19 protein-coding genes are annotated in these 18226 nt (G+C 68.9%); 7 read left to right on the top strand and 12 right to left on the bottom strand.

What is annotated here, in order from left to right:
* Positions 1–11 precede the first annotated feature (11 nt).
* The 4 genes from DMC61_RS39195 to DMC61_RS39180 form a co-directional block, all read right to left on the bottom strand.
* Positions 12–920, bottom strand: a complete 909-nt coding sequence (locus tag DMC61_RS39195) for a M23 family metallopeptidase (RefSeq protein ID WP_043848420.1) — start codon at positions 918–920, stop codon at positions 12–14.
* Between the two features lie 158 nt (positions 921–1078).
* Positions 1079–1702 (bottom strand): hypothetical protein, encoded by a 624-nt coding sequence (locus DMC61_RS39190; RefSeq protein WP_125695506.1) that lies wholly within the window; start codon positions 1700–1702, stop codon positions 1079–1081.
* Between the two features lie 78 nt (positions 1703–1780).
* Complete coding sequence (locus DMC61_RS39185; RefSeq protein ID WP_016337599.1) at positions 1781–2575, bottom strand: transporter substrate-binding domain-containing protein; 795 nt, start codon at positions 2573–2575, stop codon at positions 1781–1783.
* Positions 2575–3345 (bottom strand): DNA polymerase beta superfamily protein, encoded by a 771-nt coding sequence (locus tag DMC61_RS39180; RefSeq protein WP_125695505.1) that lies wholly within the window; start codon positions 3343–3345, stop codon positions 2575–2577. Before DMC61_RS39180 ends, DMC61_RS39185 begins: the two co-directional genes overlap by 1 nt.
* A gap of 128 nt (positions 3346–3473) precedes the next feature.
* Here DMC61_RS39180 and DMC61_RS39175 point away from each other — a divergent pair, with 128 nt between their 5' ends.
* Together DMC61_RS39175 and DMC61_RS39170 are read left to right on the top strand one after the other, a co-directional pair.
* Complete coding sequence (locus DMC61_RS39175; protein ID WP_007033414.1) at positions 3474–3698, top strand: PspC domain-containing protein; 225 nt, start codon at positions 3474–3476, stop codon at positions 3696–3698.
* A 181-nt stretch (positions 3699–3879) separates the two neighbouring features.
* Positions 3880–5574, top strand: a complete 1695-nt coding sequence (locus DMC61_RS39170; RefSeq protein ID WP_125695504.1) for a hypothetical protein — start codon at positions 3880–3882, stop codon at positions 5572–5574.
* Between the two features lie 422 nt (positions 5575–5996).
* Here the strand turns inward: DMC61_RS39170 and groL are convergent, their stop codons facing one another.
* The 5 genes from groL to DMC61_RS39145 all read right to left on the bottom strand — a co-directional run bounded on the left by groL (position 5997) and on the right by DMC61_RS39145 (position 11003).
* Positions 5997–7625, bottom strand: coding sequence for a chaperonin GroEL (groL, locus tag DMC61_RS39165; RefSeq protein ID WP_016337602.1), 1629 nt, complete (start codon positions 7623–7625; stop codon positions 5997–5999).
* A 249-nt stretch (positions 7626–7874) separates the two neighbouring features.
* Positions 7875–9320, bottom strand: coding sequence for a serine/threonine-protein kinase (locus DMC61_RS39160; RefSeq protein WP_125695503.1), 1446 nt, complete (start codon positions 9318–9320; stop codon positions 7875–7877).
* A gap of 56 nt (positions 9321–9376) precedes the next feature.
* Entirely contained in the window at positions 9377–9583 is a 207-nt protein-coding gene (locus DMC61_RS39155) for a cold-shock protein (protein WP_005164266.1), read from the bottom strand.
* Between the two features lie 114 nt (positions 9584–9697).
* The gene (locus tag DMC61_RS39150; protein WP_063277719.1) at positions 9698–10321 is read right to left on the bottom strand and encodes an AIM24 family protein; all 624 of its coding nucleotides are present in this window, start codon (positions 10319–10321) and stop codon (positions 9698–9700) included.
* A 4-nt stretch (positions 10322–10325) separates the two neighbouring features.
* Positions 10326–11003, bottom strand: coding sequence for a TIGR00266 family protein (locus tag DMC61_RS39145; protein WP_016337606.1), 678 nt, complete (start codon positions 11001–11003; stop codon positions 10326–10328).
* Positions 11004–11077: 74 nt separating this feature from the next.
* On the opposite strand from DMC61_RS39145, the gene glp reads away from it, so the two are divergent.
* Positions 11078–12271, top strand: a complete 1194-nt coding sequence (glp, locus tag DMC61_RS39140) for a gephyrin-like molybdotransferase Glp (protein WP_125695502.1) — start codon at positions 11078–11080, stop codon at positions 12269–12271.
* A gap of 15 nt (positions 12272–12286) precedes the next feature.
* On the opposite strand, the gene DMC61_RS39135 is transcribed toward glp, so the two are convergent.
* Both DMC61_RS39135 and DMC61_RS39130 read right to left on the bottom strand, forming a co-directional pair.
* Positions 12287–13531, bottom strand: coding sequence for an MFS transporter (locus DMC61_RS39135; protein ID WP_125695501.1), 1245 nt, complete (start codon positions 13529–13531; stop codon positions 12287–12289).
* Positions 13528–14100, bottom strand: a complete 573-nt coding sequence (locus DMC61_RS39130) for a helix-turn-helix domain-containing protein (RefSeq protein ID WP_016337609.1) — start codon at positions 14098–14100, stop codon at positions 13528–13530. The genes DMC61_RS39135 and DMC61_RS39130 overlap by 4 nt, the downstream gene beginning before the upstream one ends.
* An 81-nt stretch (positions 14101–14181) precedes the next feature.
* Between DMC61_RS39130 and DMC61_RS39125 the strand changes: the two genes are divergently transcribed.
* The 3 genes from DMC61_RS39125 (at position 14182) to pssA (ending at position 16633) form a co-directional block, all read left to right on the top strand.
* Positions 14182–14463 (top strand): GlsB/YeaQ/YmgE family stress response membrane protein, encoded by a 282-nt coding sequence (locus tag DMC61_RS39125; RefSeq protein ID WP_125695500.1) that lies wholly within the window; start codon positions 14182–14184, stop codon positions 14461–14463.
* A 478-nt stretch (positions 14464–14941) separates the two neighbouring features.
* Positions 14942–15670, top strand: coding sequence for a phosphatidylserine decarboxylase (locus tag DMC61_RS39115; protein WP_125695498.1), 729 nt, complete (start codon positions 14942–14944; stop codon positions 15668–15670).
* Between the two features lie 3 nt (positions 15671–15673).
* On the top strand, positions 15674–16633 hold the full coding sequence (gene pssA / locus DMC61_RS39110) for a CDP-diacylglycerol--serine O-phosphatidyltransferase (protein ID WP_016337613.1): 960 nt from the start codon (positions 15674–15676) through the stop codon (positions 16631–16633).
* Between the two features lie 248 nt (positions 16634–16881).
* On the opposite strand, the gene DMC61_RS39105 is transcribed toward pssA, so the two are convergent.
* Positions 16882–17523 carry a TetR/AcrR family transcriptional regulator gene (locus tag DMC61_RS39105; RefSeq protein WP_125695497.1) on the bottom strand — a complete coding sequence of 214 codons (642 nt, stop codon included), beginning with the start codon at positions 17521–17523 and terminating at the stop codon, positions 16882–16884.
* 81 nt (positions 17524–17604) lie between these two features.
* Between DMC61_RS39105 and DMC61_RS39100 the strand changes: the two genes are divergently transcribed.
* On the top strand, positions 17605–18219 hold the full coding sequence (locus DMC61_RS39100; protein WP_016337615.1) for a nitroreductase family protein: 615 nt from the start codon (positions 17605–17607) through the stop codon (positions 18217–18219).
* Positions 18220–18226 lie beyond the last annotated feature (7 nt).

The raw sequence follows: 18226 nt of genomic DNA, 5'->3' as shown, positions 1-18226 counted from the left end.
CACTTCTGAGATCAGGTGCAGTGCTCGAAAGGCGATTCGTAGCTGGCGGACCCCGCCGAGCCGCCCCACCGGACGCACTTCGCGCCGGCGGCCGCGCTCACCGGACCCGCGTAGTACTCGAAGCTGCCGGAGTCGGTCTTCCTGGCCGAACCCTGCACTTCGAGGAAGGCCGAGACCGCGCTGCCGGTACCGACCGAGGTGGACTTGATGGTGGTGACGCAGTTGTTCTGGTTCGTGGCGTTGTACAGCAGGTACGCGGTCGCGGCGCTGCCGACGGCCTGCGAGTCGATCACCTTGTAGCCGTCGCCGCACACCTCGACGGCGTCGTACGGGTTGGGGTTCCCGGTGCCGCTGCAGGTGTTCTTGGAGGTCACGTTGGCGTTGGGGTAACCGAACTTCACGCCGTTGAAGTACGCGGGCTTGATGTTGCTCGGCCACGACGAGTCGTTGGTGCGGACTTCGTAGTGCAGGTGCGGGCTGATGTTGTTGCCCGGCTTGGAGGTGTTGCCGACCTCGCCGATCTTCTGCCCCTGCGCGACCTGCGCGTTGAGCGCGACCGAACGGACCTTCAGATGCGCGTAGTAGGTCGACCATCCCCCACCGTGGTCGATCTTCACCAGGTTGCCGAACCCGTTCGCGGAACCCTGGTGCGCCGAGATGACGACCTTGCCCGCCGCCGCCGCGACCACGGTGTCGCCGAGGTCGGCGTCCGCGGAACCGCCGCGGTTGAAGTCGATCTCGTAGGCCCGGTGCGCGCTGCTGTTGTCGTTGTCGCCGTTCCACACCTGGTTGCAGGGGAACGGGAGCTGGAAGTTGGGACGCGGCCCGACGGCGGCTTCGGCCGACGTCGCGGTGATCGCCAGCCCGGCCATGCCCAGCAAGGCGGTGGCGGCCGCCGTGAGCACTCGTCTGAATCTCATCGGATGTCCTTTCTCGGGCGTTTCGCGAGAAGCGTCCCGAAAGGGCGTACAAGCGAGATACAAACGACCACGAGCCCTCCTGGCCGAGGGGACCAGGAGGACTCGTGCCGCCTCCGCACCGGGACCGTCCGCGTCTTCCCCGTCCCGGTGCGGGTGTCTCAGCCGACCCGCTCGATGGTGGCGCGGCGGATCAGGAACTTGCCCGGTTCGCGCACCTGCTCGAAGGCCGCGTTGTTCAGGAGCGCGCAACTGCCGGAGGCGCCGGTGACCTCGACGGTCGTGGACTTGTCGTTGTCCAGGTTCGTCACCTTCAGCTTGGTGCCCGCCGGGAACTCGCTGCTGGACGCCGCGGGGGCGCCGCCCTCGCCGGACAGCGTCACCGTGGAGCCCGGGCAGACGACCTCGCCCTCGCCGACGGCCGCTTCCTCCTGCGGCACCGCTTCTTCCTGCGGGGCCGCCTCGTCCTCGACCGCCGCCTGCTTCCCGCTTTCGGCCTGCACTTCTTCGGTGCACCCGGCGGCTTCGCGGCGCTGCTGGATGAGGTCGACGACGGCCTGCCTGTTCGCGATCCGCGCCTCGGACAAGGCGTCCGGCTGCGCCTTTTGGCCCGCGATGAAGGTGAGGTTGTTGCGGAGAGCGGTGTCGAGTCCCTGGCAGCTTTCCGCGGCCTGCCCGTCCGGAGTGCTGATCGCGAACATCGCCGCGGCGATGGCGGCCACCCCGAGCACGGACGCGATGCCGATCGTCGCGCGTTTGCGGTGTTTCCCGGCGCTGTTCATCATCGGTGTTTCCTCCGGTCTGGTTTCCTCCTCACCCACATCCAGGGATACGTTCGGATAACGAAGGTGGTTCAAACCGATTCAGCCGAGCCAGGGTTTCGCGATCCGCGCGTACGTGCCGTCGTTCAGCGCGAGATGCAGCCACTGGTCGGCCCACTCCTTGAACACGACGTCGCGCGGCAGGAGGTACGCCTTCTCCGAGAAGGTGAACGGCTCGTCGGGGTGCACCGCGCACAACCGCGGGTTCTGCTTGGCCTGCCAACGGGTCTCGGTCGCGTCGGTGATCATCAGGTCGGCCCGGCCCGCCAGGATCTCGGCGAAGATCGTGTTGTTGTCCGGATGCCGCACGATGGTCGCGCGCTTCAGGTTGGCGTCGGCGAACTGTTCGTTGGTACCGCCCGGATTCACGATCGCCCGCACCCCGGGCTGGTCGATCTGCTCCAGGGTCTGGAACCGTTTTTCGTTCTCGCACAAGGTGATGGGTGTCTTGCCGTCGCGAAGATAAGGGGCGGTGTAGAAGCCCTTTTTCGCGCGGTCCAAGGTCACCGATACCCCGCCCATCGCCAGATCGCATTTCCGCCCGACATCATCGGCGATCGCCTTCCAGGTGGTCTGGACCAGCTGGAGCCGGACGCCGAGCCGCCCGGCGAGGTCGCCCGCGAGATCGATGTCGATCCCGCTCCACGCGCCCGCGGCGTCCCGATAGGTGAACGGGCGATAATCCCCCGTCGAACACACACGGATCTCCCCGCGGGCCTGAACGACGTCGAGCCTGCTTCGCGCGCCATGGCCTTCAGGCGCGGCACTGGCCGTGCCGATTCCCAGCACGGTCAGCACCGCGACCCCGAACGTGAGCGCTTTCGCCTTGATCGTCATCAAGGCATCTTCCACGCCCTGAGGTAGGCGCGCACCAGCCAAGCGTCGGCCCAATCGGCGTCCGGCTTCTCCGGCAGCGGCGACGCGCCGCGCACCAGCTCGCCGAGCCGGCGCTCCAGCGATTCGGCCGCCTCCAGCGCTTCCTCACGGGTTTTCTTGCCCTGCCTCAGATCCCGGAGCCAGCCGAGCCAGGGTTCGGGGACCGGCAACGTGATCCGACCGGTCTCCAGCAGCTCCACGCCCTGCACGCCGAGCCGCACCATGTGCATGGCGAACTTCGTGTCGAAGCCGTACTCCTCGATCAGCTCCGACCTGCCCGCCTTGCCCCGCAGCCCCAGCATCCGCTCGCGCTGGGCGCGGGAGTAGCCGAGGAACCGCAGCCCGGCGCGGCGCGAGACGATCCGGTGCGCGTGCTCGCGCAGTTCGGCGCCCAGCTCGTCGATCACCACGATCTCGGACTCGGGCACGAACAACGGCAAGAGAACGGTCGGGTTCCCGTTGAGCACGAGCCGCATCCACTTGCGCAGCGAGTAGACGATCAGGTCGAGATCGCCAGGGCCGGATCGGGCGCCTTCGGGCTGTGTACGGAAGATGTACTGCTCGAACCGCTTCAGGCCGATGACGTGGTCCGGCGGCTCGATGCAGATGCCGAGCTCGTCCCGGTCGTCCTGGCCGAGCACGGCGGTGCCGTGCAGCCCGGACCCGACCTGGCAGCGCAGGATCGTGCCCTGCTCGGCGATGGCGGCGAATTCGGGGCTGTCGTGTTTCACCGGACAAGTCATACTCGCGGCCAGGGGCACCGGGCATCCGGTTTTCGGCCCCTCAGGGTCGGATTCCAGGGTCGGGTCGGGGCCGTTCCCCGATGCGCCGGGGGTCGTTCCGGAGCGAACATCGAGCCATGACGAACAGCGTGTACACCCCCCAGGCCACCAAGAAGCTCTACCGCAGCCGCACCGACAAGATGCTCGCGGGCGTCGCCGGCGGCTGGGCCGCCTACCTCGGCGTCGACGCCGCGATCCTGCGCATCGCCCTCGTGGCCGGCGTCTTCTTCACCGCCGGATTCGCGATCCCGCTCTACGCCGCCGCGTGGCTTCTGACTCCGGAACAGCCGGGCGAATCTTGATCGGGGGCGGATCGCGTTCAGCCCGCTGAACGCGATCCGACAGGGCAGGGGGACGAAGGTGAGAAGCCCGGGCTTGGGGAAGCCCGGGCTTCTCGCTTTTCCGGAGTTCGGCCGCGAGAGCGCGTGTTCGCCGTTACACTTCCCCTGACTTTGTCACAGGGAGCGGGAAGCGGGGGCCTCCATGGCCAAGTATCTGAGCCTCAGCGAGTACAAGCGAATGCTCGACGGCGCGCTGGACGACTTCCACCAGGCGCTCACCAAGCGCTGGATGGAAGACGCCGTCGACGCCATGACGCGGCTCTCGCCCGCCGTGCCGTGCTCCGCGGAGCCCTGGGCCTGGCAGTGGCCCGCCGAATCCTACGGCCACCTCTCGGGTGCCGACGATTTCTGCGGATACCTGACCTGGGTCATGGACGGTATGCACGGCCACTACAAGGACGTCCACTGCGACGGCTGGAACCCGCAGACCCAGAAGAACGTCGAGTGCCACGTCGAACGGAATCTCGCGCAGATCGAGCGGCTGGCCTGGAACCGGCGGCAGGAGTTCGCCAAGTTCGTCCCGCAGCTGGAGGGGCCCGACCTCGCGAAGCTGGAGGCCGCCCACAACACGTTCCTGAACGTCGCCGGCAACCTCGGCTTCCAGGACAAGAACGGGCGGGTTGCCGAACTTCTCGGTCAGGGCGCGGTCGTCCGGAACGTCGAATGGCTGGCCGGTACGACCAGCGCGAACGAGGAATGGTTCATCGAGTGGACCGGACTCGCCGCCAAAGCCTTCCGTGAAGGATTCTTCGCCTCGATCGCGCCGACCATGGCGCACCAGTCGCTCATCCTCGCCAGCCTGTCCACGCTCTACTCCACCCGCGCCGCGACGATCCAGGCGACCCGGCTCAACATCATCAAACGGCTCAACTGGGCCACGAAGAAGCTGGACGAGAAGGTCACTCTCAAGGTCTTCACCGCGGACTCGATCCTGGAGAAGGTCGACGGGGCGAAAACGCTGCACGGGATCGCGACCAATCTGCTGTCCGCGGGGGCGAAACTCAGCAAGGTCGTGAAGACCGTCGACGAGGCGGGCGGGAAGGTTCTCGGCCCGGTCGGCGCCGTCCTCGACCTTGCCGTTTTCGCCGGCGGGATCATCAAGGGACTCACCGTCGAACAGGACGCCATGTCCCTCCAGGACATCCTGCAGAAGCTCACCACTTCGATCCAGGACGAGCACAACGCCTTGTCCGGTCTCGAAGCCGACTTCGGCTCGAACGTGCTGGCCCTGCAGAAGGCGATCGCGGGGGTGCACAGCTACGAACTGGAGCTCTACGACCTCACCGCGAACACGCTGCCGAACCAGACCGATCGCGCGAAGTACAAAGGCGTCAGGGTCGAGGTCCACTTCCTGTTGCGAGTGGCGCAGACCTGCTTCGAAGCGGCCGAAGCCTATTCGGCACAACTGCGGATTCTGGCCGAGGCCGACGGCGCCGACCGGCACCTCGCGGGCCGCGACGAGCAGACGTGCACGGGCGACGACACGACGTTGGAGATCCGCGACGCCGTCGAGCAGTTCATGAGGACGAGCTGCGCGCGATTCCTGCTCGCCGGTGAGCAGCTCAGGAAGGCGGCCGAGGCCTACGCGCGGATCGACGGCGAGCTTTCCGAAGACCTCAAGAAGCTGTTCGCCGCTTGGGAAAGCGCCAACAGCGACCGGGGGAAGATCGACCCGAATCCCGAGACGGTCGAACGGGAGAATCCCGCCACGGAGGCGGGCGGAACCGACCGGACCGGCCTTGAGCCGAGGAAGCCTTCGGTGCCGAACTCCATCGATCCGTACGAGGAGGATCGTCGGAAGCAGGGCGGCAAGTACGCGGTGGACGGGAAGTCGTAGGGCGCGGCACTCACTGGGTCATCGGCACGTTCGGCCCAGGTGCACCAGCAGCCAATGCGACTTCCTGTGGTCGAGCGTGGAGGATTTGGGACGTTGAGTGTCCCAAATCCTCCACGCTCGAATCAGCTGACCAACATGAGGGTTGGCGTGCCGGAGGTCGACGATGTTGGAGTCGGGACGTTGAGTGTCCCGACTCCCACATCGTCGAGGGGACTCTCGGCTCTCGAAGCTTGATCAACGGAGGATTGGGGACACTCAATGTCCCCGATCCTCCGTTGATCAAGCTCGTATGACCCGGTTCGCAGCCGAGTGGGAGGCGAATACCGGCCCACCAGAAACACCACTGACGCCGCACTCAGCAAAGGAAAAGCCCGGACGCGCGAGGCGCGTCCGGGCTTTCCGGTGGTGCTACAGGCTCGAACTCAGAAGTCCATGCCGCCCATGCCACCGGACGGGTCGGCGGGAGCGGCCGCGGCCTTCTCCGGCTTGTCCGCCACGACGGCTTCGGTGGTCAGGAACAGCGCCGCGATGGAAGCGGCGTTCTGCAGCGCGGAGCGGGTGACCTTCGTCGGGTCCGGCACGCCGGCCGCGAGCAGGTCCTCGTACTCGCCCGTGGCGGCGTTGAGGCCGTGGCCCTGCGGGAGGGACTTGACCTTCTCCGCCACGACGCCGCCTTCGAGGCCGGCGTTGATCGCGATCTGCTTGAGCGGCGCCTCGACGGCGACCTTGACGATGTTGGCACCAGTGGCCTCGTCGCCCTCGAGCTTCAGACCGGCGAAGGCGGCCTCGGCGGCCTGGATGAGAGCGACGCCACCACCGGCGACGATGCCCTCTTCGACGGCGGCCTTGGCGTTGCGCACCGCGTCCTCGATGCGGTGCTTGCGCTCCTTCAGCTCGACCTCGGTGGCGGCACCGGCCTTGATGACGGCCACGCCGCCGGCCAGCTTCGCCAGACGCTCCTGGAGCTTCTCGCGGTCGTAGTCCGAGTCCGAGTTGTCGATCTCGGCGCGGATCTGGTTGACGCGACCCTGGATCTGGTCGGCGTCGCCCGCACCCTCGACGATGGTGGTCTCGTCCTTGGTGATGACGGCCTTGCGCGCCTTGCCCAGCAGGGAAAGGTCCGCGTTCTCCAGCTTGAGGCCGACGTCCTCGGAGATGACCTGGCCACCGGTCAGGATCGCGATGTCCTGCAGGATCGCCTTGCGGCGGTCACCGAAGCCCGGGGCCTTGACGGCGACGGACTTGAAGGTGCCGCGCATCTTGTTGACGATGAGGGTGGCCAGGGCCTCGCCCTCGACGTCCTCGGCGATGATCAGCAGCGGCTTGCCGGACTGGATGACCTTCTCCAGCAGCGGCAGGACGTCCTTGACGGTGGAGATCTTGGAGCCGAAGAGCAGGACGTACGGGTCCTCGAGCTCGGCTTCCTGACGCTCCGGGTCGGTCACGAAGTAACCGGAGATGTAGCCCTTGTCGAAGCGCATACCCTCGGTGAGCTCGAGCTCGAGCCCGAAGGTGTTGCTCTCCTCGACGGTGACGACGCCTTCCTTGCCGACCTTGTCCAGCGCCTCGGCGATGAGCTCGCCGATGGTGCGGTCCGCGGCGGAGATCGACGCGGTGGCGGCGATCTGCTCCTTGGTCTCGATCTGGACGGCGGCCTTGTGCAGCTGCTCGGTGATGGCCTCGACGGCCGCCTCGATGCCGCGCTTCAGGCTGATGGGGTCGGCCCCGGCGGCGACGTTGCGCAGACCCTCGCGGACGAGAGCCTGGGCGAGCACGGTGGCGGTGGTGGTGCCGTCACCCGCGACGTCGTCGGTCTTCTTGGCAACTTCCTTGACGAGCTCGGCCCCGATCTTCTCCCACGGGTCCTCGAGCTCGATCTCCTTGGCGATGGAGACACCGTCGTTGGTGATCGTCGGCGCGCCCCACTTCTTTTCGAGCACGACGTTCCGGCCCCGCGGGCCGAGGGTCACCTTGACGGCTTCGGCGAGGGTGTTCAAGCCGCGCTCAAGACCGCGGCGGGCGTCCTCGTCGAACGCGATCAGTTTGGCCATTGCGGTGTGGTCCTCCGGTATTGGGCGCCGCCGCACGCCTACTACAGCGCGGCGGCAGGACTCTTCCTCGGCCAGGCTCGGTGCCCGCGACGGACGACCCACCCGATCAAGGGTGCGGCCTCACCGTCCCGACCTTCAGGCGAACGGTCGGTGACCGTCACGCCTGGCACTCGACGGCGTCGAGTGCCAACGTCGTGTTTAGCACTCTCCAGGGGAGAGTGCAAGAACCGCAGGTCAGCGCGGTGGTATTCAGTTGCTCGGCTTGATGGGGATCGACGACGGCGGCGGCTTCAACGACGAGCCGGGAGCCTGCGACTGGGACCCGCCGGGGCCGACCGGGATGTTCGGCGCGGTGGTCTGCGGGCCGTTGCCGCTGTTCGAGTCACCGAAGATGAAGATGGCGGCCACGATCGCGCCCGCGACCACGAGGGCGCCGACGATGATCCAGATCCACTTGGCGCCGCCGCCCTTCTTGGGCTGCTGCTGGAAACCGCCCTGCTGCTGCGGCGGGCCGTAACCGGGGGGCGGCCCCTGCTGGAAGCCACCCTGCTGGAACCCCTGCTGCTGCGGCGGGCCGTAGCCCGGCGGCGGACCCTGCTGGAAACCGCCCTGCTGGAAGCCACCCTGCTGCGGCGGCGGGCCGTAACCGGGCGGCGGGCCCTGCTGCGGCGGGGGACCCTGCGGTCCCGGTCCCTGCTGGCCGTAGCCGGGCTGCTGTCCTCCGTACGGGTGCACGGGGCCCCCCTCTCCCTGTGGCGGCGTGTTCTGCCGTGGCGCCTGCTGCGGGACCGCCTGCTGGACGGTCGCGGCCGCCGCCTGCCCGGGCGCGCCGGGCGGCTCGTTCGAAGTCGCGAGCGGACCGAGCGCGCGCCTGGCGGCCGCGATCATCTCAACACAGTTGGGGTAGCGCTCGGCGGGATTCTTCGCCATTCCCTTCCGGACGACCTCGTCGATGCCGGCGGGCAGGCCGACGATCCGCGAGATGGCCGGGGGCTCGCCGTTCAGATGTCCCTTGATGACCGTTTGCACGTCGCCCTTGAAGGGCGGGCTGCCGGTCAGGCAGGCGTAGAGGACACAGGTGAGCGCGTACTGGTCGGTGCGGCCGTCGAGCGGCTCGCCGCGCAGGTGCTCGGGCGCCGCGTACGTGGGCGAGCCGAGGAAGTCGCCGCCGCGGGTGCGATGCCCGGTGGCGCCGCGGCGGGTCAGGCCGAAGTCGGCGACGTAGACGTGCTCGCGCGAGGTCTCCTTGCTGGTGACCAGGACGTTCGCCGGTTTGACGTCGAGGTGCACGAGACCCCGGTTGTGCAGGGTGTCGAGCGCGTCGGCGACCTGGTCGAGCATGTTCAGCGCGCGGGCGGGCGCGATCGGGCCACCGGAGATCAGCCCGGCGAGGTCCCCGCCGTCGACCATCCGCATGGCGATGTAGAGCATGCCTTCGAGCTCGCCGAAGTCGTACAAGGGCACGACGTTGGCATGGTCGATCGCGGACGTGTTCCGCGCCTCGTCGACGAAGCGTTCGCGGAATTCGGCGTCGGCCCCGAGGTGATCACCGATGACCTTCAGTGCCACCTTGCGTCCGAGCCGCACGTCCGTGGCCTTGTAGGTCACGCTCATGCCGCCCTTGCCGAGCACGCCGTCGATGCGGTAGTTGCCCAGCCGACGACCCGTCAGGTCCCCCGACTCATCGCCTGTCACGCAGCGAAGCCTAACGCGCCAGTTCCGGGCGCCGCCGGGGGTCGCCCGAAGTCCTCCTACGAGACCTTGCGTACGTCCGCGGCCTGACTCCGCCCGTCACGGCCGGACTGGACTTCGAATTCCACGCGATCACCCTCGTCGAGCGTCCGGAATCCGTCGGCCTGAATGGCCGAGTAGTGGACGAAGACGTCGGGCCCTTCGGTGGATTCGATGAATCCGTAGCCCTTTTCCGAGTTGAACCACTTGACGGTGCCGACTGCCACGGCGCACTCCCTCAGCACAGGATCCGTCGGCCTTCTCTGCCCCGGCCGGCGGTTTCGAGTGCAGTTCACGCTACCCGAATTACCGGCTTCGGCAATGCTCAATTCGTCCCAAGGTCATCCGCGAGAAAGCCGCCTATTGCGCGCTTGCACCAGGACGCGTCCTGGTCCAGCGAAGTCCAGCGCGAGCCCTTCGCCGGTGCGGACCGACTGCGGGCCGGACTGGTCGACCGCGCGGAGACGGCACTGCACGGTGTCCGGATAGGCCAGCAGGAAGTCCGGCCGCACGGTGACGAGTTCGCCCGCGGTGAGTTCGAAGGCGTCGACCGGGCCCTGCGCGGCCAGCACGAGCGGGCCGCTTCCGCTGTAGTGCTCCAGGAAACCGGAATCGGCGCCGAAGAGCTTCTGCAGCGGCGCCCAGCCGGGGTCGTGCCGGACGGTCGCCGGCCGGGCCAGGATCGCGTCCCGGCTCACGCACCAGCCCCCGCCGCCGTTGAACTCCAGCGGGTAGACGTCGCCGGCGGCCAGCGGCGCGAAGTCGATCCAGCCGCCGCCCTCCGGTGCGTTGAACACCGACGGGGCGGCCTTGCCCGCCCGCGAGCCGCCGCGGGACGGGACGGTTTCGGTGATGCCGAAACTGCTGGCCAGCATGGTGTCCCCGGCGGCCTGGACGGCTTCGCCGGGGGACAACAGCACTCGTGCGACCCCGAAGTTCGGGGTGTGCCTCGTCTGGACCCGCATGCGGTCAGCGGGAGGGGACCTGGGCGATCACCCAGGCGGACAGCGCCGACGGGTTGCGGGTCTGGGTGAGCAGCTGGCCAGGCCCGGCGAAGTCGAAGACGAGGCCTTCACCGCTCTTCATCGACTGGATGACGCCAGTGGCGACCTTGCGGATCTGGTACTGCAGGGTGTCGGCGAACGCGACGACGTGCCCGGTGTCGATGGTGATCACCTCGCCCTGCTGCAGGGTCACCGTCTCCAGCGCGCCGTAGCAGGCCACGACGAGCGGGCCCTGTCCCGTCGCGTGCGTCAGGAAGCCGCCCTCGCCGCCGACGAGGTTCTTGAGCCCGCCCCATTTTGTCTCGGTCTGCACGCCGTGGGAGGACGCGAGCCACGAACCGCGGGTGACGCACCAGCCGGTGCGGCCGTCGAGGTTGATGATCTGCATGTCGCCCGGCAGGTTCGCGGCGACGTCGACCCAGCCGCCGTTCTGCGGGGCGGTGTAGGTGGAGATGAAGAAGGACTCGCCGGAGAGGAAGGCGCGGCCGAGGCCCTTCATGATGCCGCCCTGCGCCTGGGACTGGACCTGCACGCCGTAACTCGTCGCCATCATCGCGCCCGACTCGACCTGCGCCGGCTCGCCCGGGGCGAGGATGAGCCTCGCCACCGCGAACGATGGCTGGTGACGGATCTGAACCTGCATGTCTTCTTCTCCCCGGATGGTCGTTGTGACGCGCAGAGTCTTGCATGCGGGGCCCGAGGCGGGAGGATGGTCCGGTGATCTCCGTCGACGCCCACCGTGAGACCGTCACCGGCCTGCTCGGGAACGCCCCCGTCATCCGCCTTCCGCTCGCCTCAGCCGCCGGGCTCGTGCTCGCCGAGGACGTGCGCGCGGGGGTTTCGCTGCCGCCGTTCGACAATTCCGCGATGGACGGTTACGCCGTCCGCGCCGAAGACGTCGCGGAGGCACCCGTGACGTTGCCGGTCGCCGAAGACATCCCCGCGGGCCGGGTCGACAGCACGAAGCTGGAGCCGGGCACCGCGCACCGGATCATGACCGGTGCCCCGATGCCGCCCGGTGCCGACGCGGTGGTGATGGTGGAGCACACGGACGGTGGTGTGACGGACGTCCGGATTCTCAGGACGGCTGTCCCGGGCGCGCACATCCGACGCCGGGGCGAAGACGTCGTCGAGGGCACCGTGGCGCTTTCGGCGGGAACGGTGCTGGGGCCGGCCCAACTGGGTCTCGCGGCGGCCGTCGGGCTCGCCGAGGTTCCCGTGTACCGGCCGCTGAAGGTGCTCGTGGTGTCCACCGGCACCGAACTCGTCGACGCGCCGGAACCCTTGCGGCACGGGCAGATCTACGAATCGAACAGCATCATGCTGGCGTCGGCGATCCGCGCGCTCGGCTGCGAGGCCGAGGTCGTGCGCAGCGTGGTCGACGACGTGGACGAGTTCCGCGCGGTGATCGAGCCGCGGCTGGCGGAGGCCGATCTGCTGGTGACGTCGGGCGGCGTGAGCGCGGGGGCGTACGAAGTGGTGAAGGACGCGCTGACCGGGGAGGGCGTGGAGTTCCGGAAGGTCGCGATGCAGCCGGGCGGGCCGCAGGGCTGCGGACGCTGGAACGGCGTGCCGGTGGTGACGCTGCCGGGCAATCCGGTGAGCGTGCTCGTGTCCTTCGAAGCGTTCCTGCGGCCGGCGTTGCTCGCGGCGATGGGGCACACGGGGGTCGACCGGCAGCGGGTGCGGGCCCGGCTGACCGAGGCGATGACCTCCCCCGCCGGACGGCGCCAGTTCCGGCGGGGCTTCTACACGCATTCCGAAGGCGAGGTCACCGGGATCGTCGGTCCGCGCGGCGGGCCGGGCTCGCATCTGCTGGCGTCGTTCACGCAGGCGAACTGCCTGATCGTGCTGCCGGAGGACATGGACTCGGTCGAGCAGGGCGACGAGGTGGACGTCCTCCTGCTCTGACCTGCGTTCAGCGGGCTAAACGCGATCCGTCGGGAAGTCGCGGCAGCGGCCGACCGGGGTGAACAGCAGGACGAAGACGGCGACCACCTCGAGCCCGGCCATCAATCCCAGCGTCTGCCGCACGCCCGCCGTCTCGCCGAGGATCTCGCCGAGCAGCACGCCGAGCGCGACCGCGCCGAAGCTGAGCACGGACGAACTCGCGGTGACCCGGCCGAACATCGCCGCCGGGACGTAGCGCTGCCTGAAGGTGGCGTTGAGGACGTTCGAGCCGACGACGCCCGCGCTGACCGAGAACCCCGCGGCGACGAAGAAGGCGAGCCCCCAGCCGCCGTTCGCCAGCGGGCCGAGCAGCATCATGAGCGCTCCGAATGCCTCGCAGAGAACGAAGGCCCGCGCGGTGCCGATCCGGGCGGCGATCTTGCCCGACAGCGCGGCCCCGGCGACGCCGCCCGCGCCGACGAGCGCGAGCACGAGCCCGGCGGTGCCCTCCCCGACGCCGAGATCGCGGACGAGGAACACGACCTCGATCGACTGGTAGCCCATGAGCGCGACGTTCGAGATCGCGCCGAAGACCGCCAGGACGCGCAAATACGGGTCGTGGACGAGGAAAACGAGGCCGTCGCGGATCTCGTCACGCAGCCGCGAACGCGTCTTCGCCGGGCGCTCGGGCTCACGGTGCCGGATGGATCGCAGGCACAGCACGGAGATCCCGAAGCTGACGGCGTCGGCGAACACCCCGGCGACGGCACCGAACCAGTGCGCCAAGAGCCCGGCGAGCCCGGGTCCGCCGATCTGCGCGGCGGATTCGCTGCCCTGCAGCTTTTCGTTGGCCTCCTGCAGTTGTTCCTTCTCGATCAGCGAAGGCAAGTACGCGCGATACGCGACGTTGAAGAACACCTTCGCGACGCCCCCCGCCAAGGCGACGACGATCAGCTGGGTCATCGTGAGCAGGCCGGTCCACGCCGCGACCGGGACGCTCAGGAACACCAGCATGGAAATGCCGTTGCACACCAGCATGACCGGGCGTTTCGGCCGTCTGTCCACCCAGGCGCCGGCGGGCAGGCCGATCAGCAGCCACGGCAGCCAGGCGGCCGCGGTCAGCAGCCCGACCGCGAGGGTGCTCGCCTGCAGGGTGACCACCGCGACGAGCGGCAGCGCGACGACGGCGATGGAACTGCCGAGCACGCTGGTCGTCTCGCCGGTCCACAGCAGCCGGAAATCTCTCGATCGCAGCAGTCCGCCGCGTTCGCGGGTGGTCACGGGCGGGCCGGGACGGCGCGGGTGGCGATGAAGACGGGGCGGCGTTCCTGGCCGTCGTCCGGGATCTCGCGGCCGCTGTAGGACTTGATCAGCTCGTGGACCTTCTGTTCGAGCTCGGCCAGTTCGGCGACCGACATCTTCGCCCAGCTGTCGGTGGCGAAGGCGGCGCGATGCCATTCCTCCGGATAGGTCTCGCGTTCGGCGAACCATTGGCGCGCCATGGAAACCTGACGTTCGAGGGCGAGGGATTCGGCGGCGGCCGCGACCGGGTCGTCGGGGAAGTCCGAAGGCGACCAGGAAACCGCGTAGCCCACTCGGCGCCACCAGCGCTCGCGACGGTCGCGGGCGAGCTCCGGTGCCTCCTCGACCAGATCGCTGGCGGCCAGCACCTTCAGGTGATGACTGACGTTCCCGACCGCCTGCCCGGTCCGTTCGGCGAGCACGGAAGCCGTGGACGGGCCGTCGAGGCGGAGGACGTCGAGCAGGCGCCGCCGCAGCGGATGCGACATCGCGGCGAGCACCTTCGAATCGTGGACTTCATGGACTTCGCGATCAGCACTGTCGGCCATGACGCACAACAGTAGTTGCACAAGAGCGATTGTACAAGTCTCCTTGTGCGCTACTCCATCCGGGTCGGTAACCTCGATGGCATGGGTTTCTTCTCGTGGATCGTGTTCGGCGCCATCGCCGGCTGGCTGGCCAATGTCGTGGTGGGCGGCCCGGACCGGCGCGGCGGCTGCCTGTTCAGCATCCTGATCGGCGTGCTGGGCGCGGCGCTGGGCGGTTTCGTCTACCGCCTCGCCACCGGCACCGAGCGGACCTTCGAGTTCGACTTCCCCAGCTTCGGCGTCGCCATCCTCGGTTCGATCGTGCTGCTCGCCCTGCTGCGGCTGGTGCGCGGCTCCGGGCGGAGCGACTCGTATCGGCGGTGATCAACGGAGTAACCGTTGGTAACGGTTTTCTCGCGACCGGTGATCACCGGCGCGCGGCGAACTAGAGTGGGATGTTCGCTCGGTTCCAGTGGCCGCGTCCGGATGCATGTGCCGTCGGGGGGCATATGCATCCGGACGCGCGTGCCTCGGCGATGATCGAGGCGGCGCGGACGGGGTCGACGAGCGGAGGCAGCGGCGCCGCCGAAATGTCCCTCTTCCAGGCGCGGAACAACTCGGCGAGTCGCTCGCCCGCGGGGTCCGGGCTGGCGGGCATTCGGGAGTCCTTCAAGGTCTGCTATCGGCGTCAATTACCTAGAGTTATCGCGTATTTCGACCTTGCGTTACCGGGATGTGGCCCCGCCCACCCGGCGCGGGGAAACCCTTCCGGGGGAGGCCACGGCCCGGTTCCGGACAGGGCGGTAGCGTGGTGGCTCTTCCTGTCCCGACCCCCCGACACGAACTGCGGTGAACCCGACCAATGAGCGGCAACCGGCCGGAAGCCACTGGTAATCCCCTCGCGCACGCCGTGAAGCTGGCCCGCGAGACCGTTCCGCCGATGCACCCGGCCGGCAGGCCGTTCGTGTTCGGCGGTCTCGCCGCGACGCTGGTGCTGCGGAGGTTCTCCAAGCGCCTGGGCGTCGTCGGCGCGCTCGCGACGGCCGCCACGGCCGCGTTCTTCCGTGAGCCCAAGCGGGTCCCGCCCGCCCAGGCCGGCCTCGCGGTCGCGTCGGCGGACGGTCTGGTCTCGCTGATCGAAGAGGCCGTGCCGCCGCCCGAGCTGGGGCTGCCCGCCGAACCGCGGATGCGGGTGAGCGTGTTCCTGTCGGTGTTCGACGTGCACGTCCAGCGGGTCCCGGCCTCGGGTGTGATCGAGCGGGTCGCGTACCGGCCCGGGAAGTTCCTGTCGGCCGACCTGGACAAGGCGAGCGACGACAACGAGCGCAACTCCGTGCTCATGCGCACCGACGACGGCCACGAGCTCGTCGTGGTACAGATCGCGGGGCTGGTGGCCCGGCGCATCCTCTGTGAGATCCGCGAGGGTGACAAGGTCGGCGTCGGCGCGACGTACGGCATCATCCGCTTCGGCTCGCGAGTCGACCTGTACCTGCCGCCGGGCAGCAAGGTCCTCGTCTCGAAGGGCCAGCGCACGATCGGCGGCGAGACGCCGATCGCCGAGCTGCCCACGGCGCCGCACCCGGAAGGCTGATCCATGGTCCGTGTGACCACTCCCGGCGTGCGGCTGCTGCCGAACGCCATCACGGTGCTCGCCCTGTGCGCCGGTCTGTCGTCGGTGCAGTTCGCGCTGATCGGCAACTATCCGATGGCGATCGCGTCGATCGGGATCGCCGCGGTGCTCGACAGTCTCGACGGCCGGATCGCGCGGCTGCTGGACGCGACGTCGAAGATGGGACAGGAGCTCGACTCGCTGTCCGACGGCATCTCGTTCGGTGTCGCGCCCGCGCTGGTGCTGTACGTCTGGCACGCGGAGGGCGAGCGCATCGGCTGGGTGGCGTCGCTGATCTTCGCGGTCTGCATGATCCTGCGGCTGGCGCGGTTCAACACGCTGATCGAGGACACCGAGCAGCCGCCGTACGCGGGCGAGTTCTTCGTCGGTGTGCCCGCGCCCGCCGGTGGTCTGCTGGCGATGCTGCCGCTGATCCTGGAGCTGCAGTTCGGGCAGGGCTGGTGGTCGCACCAGTACGTGGTGTGGGTGTGGACGATCGCCGTCGCCGCGCTGCTGATCAGCCGGATCCCGACGCTTTCGCTGAAGACGGTGAAGGCGCCGCCCAAGGCGATCGCGCCGCTGCTGGTCGGGGTGGGCCTGCTGGCCGCCGCGATCATCCAGTTCCCGCTGGTGGCGCTGGCGATCGCGCTGATCCTGTACCTGGCGCACATCCCGTACTCGGTGTACCGGCACCGCTGGCTGGCGAACCATCCGGAGGCGTGGATGGCGCCGCCGCGGGAACGGCGCGCGATCCGGCGTTCTTCGAGTCGCCGCCGTCTCGGCCTGCGACCGCCACTGCGGCGCGTGGTGGCCGGCGCCGCTCAGCGCGTGCGGCTGCAGCGGGGCGAACAGCACGTCGCGCGGGCTCCGCGCACCATCTCGACCGACAAGGACCGGGGCGCGCGACGCCGCTCATGGCGCCGCATCGGCCTGCGGAAACGCTGATCCACCCGGCCGACCGTCCACTCCCAGCCCCCCGCCCGTCCCTGGGGGACGGCCCCGCGCCCAGCGTACCGAGGGTGTCCGACGAGGCCGGGGGAAACGGGGGTCGGAGGTCGTAGTTGTCCACAAGTGGGTGAACCTGTGGACAACTTGGGGATCGTTGACTGCGGACGGTGTCGCGAAAGCCACTTTCGGGACGCTGGATGTCTCGAAAGTGGCTTTCGCGACATCCGCGCGCGACCCAGCGAAGCTCAGCCCACCGAAGCCCGCAGCCCGCCGATCACCAGGTCCAGCTGGGCCTCGAAGTCCTGCAGGCAGTCGCCGTCCAGCAGCGACGGCAGCGCCCGGTGCAGTGAGGGCAGCCCGTCCGCGGTCACGGATCGCTGGAACCAAGCCACCACCGGCTCGGCCCGCTCCAGATCCGACGGGTCCGGGACACCGGAAAGCCCCACCGTCTCGGTGAGCACGGCCCCGAACACCAGCCCGATCAGCGATCGGTAGCCCCGCGCGGCGCCGCGTTCGTCGAGTCCGGCGTCCAGCAGCGCGGAGAACATCGCGTCGATGAACTTCAGCGCGCCCGCCGAACGCGGGTTCGCCGCGTCGGTCGCGAGCGCCCGGACCACCACCGGATGCCGCGAAAAAGCCGTGTACAGACCATGAGTCAGCGCACGCAGCCGCTCGTCCCACGGCCCGGGTCCGGGCAGCGGCACGCTCTCGAAGACCCGCGCGGTCAGCCCGTCGAGCAGATCGCCCTTGTTCGCGACGTGGTTGTAGAGCGACATGGCCTCCACGCCGACGTCGGCGGCCAGCTTCCGCATCGACAGCCCGGCCAGCCCCTGCTCGCCCGCCAGCCGCAAGGCGGCGTCGAGCACCTTCTCCCTGCTCAGCGCCATGTGTCCCAGTTTACCCGTACCCCCTTACGCCGTAAGTACTTACACCGTATGCTTACGCCGTAAGTCACCTGGAGGGATGCCATGGACACCGAAACGCTGCTCACCACCACCCGCTCGGTCCGCCGCAAGCTCGACCTGGACCGGCCGGTCGACGAAGGACTGCTCGAAGACTGCGTTCGCGTCGCGCAGCAGGCGCCTGCCGCGGGGATGCTGCTCGACGCCCAGCGCTGGGTGATCGTCCGCGACCCGGATCTGCGCGCGGAGATCGCGAAGATCGTCCGCGCCGAGGCGATCCCGACCATGGCGAAGTACGGGCACCTGGCGAGCGAGGCCGTCATGCGGTCGGCACGCCACCTCGTCGACAACCTCGGCCGCGTCCCGGCCCTCGCCATCCCGTGCATGATCGGCCGCCCGCCGTCGGATCCCGTGATCCAGAACGGGTACTACGGCTCGGTGTACCCGGCGATCTGGAGCTTCCAGCTCGCGCTGCGGTCGAAGGGGCTCGGCAGTTCGATGTGCGCGTATCACCTGCCCGCGCGCGAGGCCGAAGTCGCGAAGCTGCTCGGAATCCCCGAAGACGTCGCGCAGATCAGCCTGCTCGCCGTCGCCCACACGACCCAGCGCGACTTCTCCCCGGCCGCCCGCCGACCCGCCGGGGAGATCCTGTCCTTCGACCGCTGGGCACGGTCCGCGTAGATAGGGT

The sequence above is a fragment of the Amycolatopsis sp. WAC 04169 genome, assembly GCF_003947535.1.
Classification (GTDB): domain Bacteria; phylum Actinomycetota; class Actinomycetes; order Mycobacteriales; family Pseudonocardiaceae; genus Amycolatopsis; species Amycolatopsis keratiniphila.
The sequence above is the reverse complement of the archived record's forward strand: the minus strand, read 5'-3'. Positions and strand labels throughout refer to the sequence as shown.

Excerpts from the sequence above, each read along its gene's own strand:
- DMC61_RS39195 (WP_043848420.1), bottom strand. The coding sequence starts at position 920 with ATGAGATTCAGACGAGTGCTCACGGCGGCCGCCACCGCCTTGCTGGGC.
- DMC61_RS39190 (WP_125695506.1), bottom strand. The coding sequence starts at position 1,702 with ATGATGAACAGCGCCGGGAAACACCGCAAACGCGCGACGATCGGCATC.
- DMC61_RS39185 (WP_016337599.1), bottom strand. The coding sequence starts at position 2,575 with ATGACGATCAAGGCGAAAGCGCTCACGTTCGGGGTCGCGGTGCTGACC.
- DMC61_RS39175 (WP_007033414.1), top strand. The coding sequence starts at position 3,474 with ATGACGAACAGCGTGTACACCCCCCAGGCCACCAAGAAGCTCTACCGC.
- DMC61_RS39170 (WP_125695504.1), top strand. The coding sequence starts at position 3,880 with ATGGCCAAGTATCTGAGCCTCAGCGAGTACAAGCGAATGCTCGACGGC.
- groL (WP_016337602.1), bottom strand. The coding sequence starts at position 7,625 with ATGGCCAAACTGATCGCGTTCGACGAGGACGCCCGCCGCGGTCTTGAG.
- DMC61_RS39150 (WP_063277719.1), bottom strand. The coding sequence starts at position 10,321 with ATGCGGGTCCAGACGAGGCACACCCCGAACTTCGGGGTCGCACGAGTG.
- DMC61_RS39145 (WP_016337606.1), bottom strand. The coding sequence starts at position 11,003 with ATGCAGGTTCAGATCCGTCACCAGCCATCGTTCGCGGTGGCGAGGCTC.
- DMC61_RS39130 (WP_016337609.1), bottom strand. The coding sequence starts at position 14,100 with ATGGCCGACAGTGCTGATCGCGAAGTCCATGAAGTCCACGATTCGAAG.
- DMC61_RS39125 (WP_125695500.1), top strand. The coding sequence starts at position 14,182 with ATGGGTTTCTTCTCGTGGATCGTGTTCGGCGCCATCGCCGGCTGGCTG.
- DMC61_RS39115 (WP_125695498.1), top strand. The coding sequence starts at position 14,942 with ATGAGCGGCAACCGGCCGGAAGCCACTGGTAATCCCCTCGCGCACGCC.
- pssA (WP_016337613.1), top strand. The coding sequence starts at position 15,674 with ATGGTCCGTGTGACCACTCCCGGCGTGCGGCTGCTGCCGAACGCCATC.
- DMC61_RS39105 (WP_125695497.1), bottom strand. The coding sequence starts at position 17,523 with ATGGCGCTGAGCAGGGAGAAGGTGCTCGACGCCGCCTTGCGGCTGGCG.
- DMC61_RS39100 (WP_016337615.1), top strand. The coding sequence starts at position 17,605 with ATGGACACCGAAACGCTGCTCACCACCACCCGCTCGGTCCGCCGCAAG.